This is a genomic window from Vibrio sp. 378, assembly GCF_033339435.1.
In genome coordinates this window covers 1-664 of sequence record NZ_JAWOUO010000630.1, presented here as the reverse complement: position 1 = coordinate 664, position 664 = coordinate 1, and the positions used below count along the sequence as shown (strand labels likewise).

Below are 664 nucleotides of genomic sequence, written 5' to 3'. Positions count from 1 at the left end.
TCCTTGATCATGCTTTCGGCAAAACGTTCACCGTTGATCACAGGGCCCGCAACCCACTTATTGTTTAGGAAGCTTTCAACTTGCGCTTCAAATGGTTTTGCTTCGCTTTCGATATCAATGTTGACGCCGTAAGAGTTTTTACGCTCAGGGAAAATACCTGAAGGCATTGGGATCTTATCGTTATTCAGCGCCGCAAAACTGGTTAGCGCATCCACAGGGTGATGTGTCAGTTCAGAAATTGGGCAACGCGCGTCAACCAAACGGTGTACAAACGAGCTGTTTGCGCCATTTTCTAGCAGACGACGAACAAGGTAAGGCAGTAGATCCGCGTGGCTACCAACTGGAGCGTAAATACGAACAGGTTGGCCGTATTTCTCCATCACGTGGTTGTAGAGTGAATCTCCCATGCCGTGTAGGCGTTGGAATTCAAAATCCTTATGCTGCGCCATCACTGCAATCGCAGTAACTGTGTGCGCATTGTGGCTGGCAAATTGCGGGAAGATATTGCCACGTACGCCTTCGCTTAATAGGAAACGCGCACATGCAAGGTAAGCAACATCGGTCGCTTCTTTGCGTGTGTACACTGGGTAGTTGTCGTAGCCCGCTTGTTGTGACCATTTGATTTCGCTATCCCAGTACGCGCCTTTTACCAAGCGAAGTGGGA

General features: G+C 49.1%; 1 protein-coding gene. It reads right to left on the bottom strand.

Annotated elements, in window-relative coordinates; genetic code table 11:
• Nucleotides 1-664, bottom strand: a 664-nt coding sequence (locus R7Q48_RS27960) for a proline dehydrogenase family protein (protein ID WP_318133554.1), incomplete at both ends; no start/stop codon positions are given.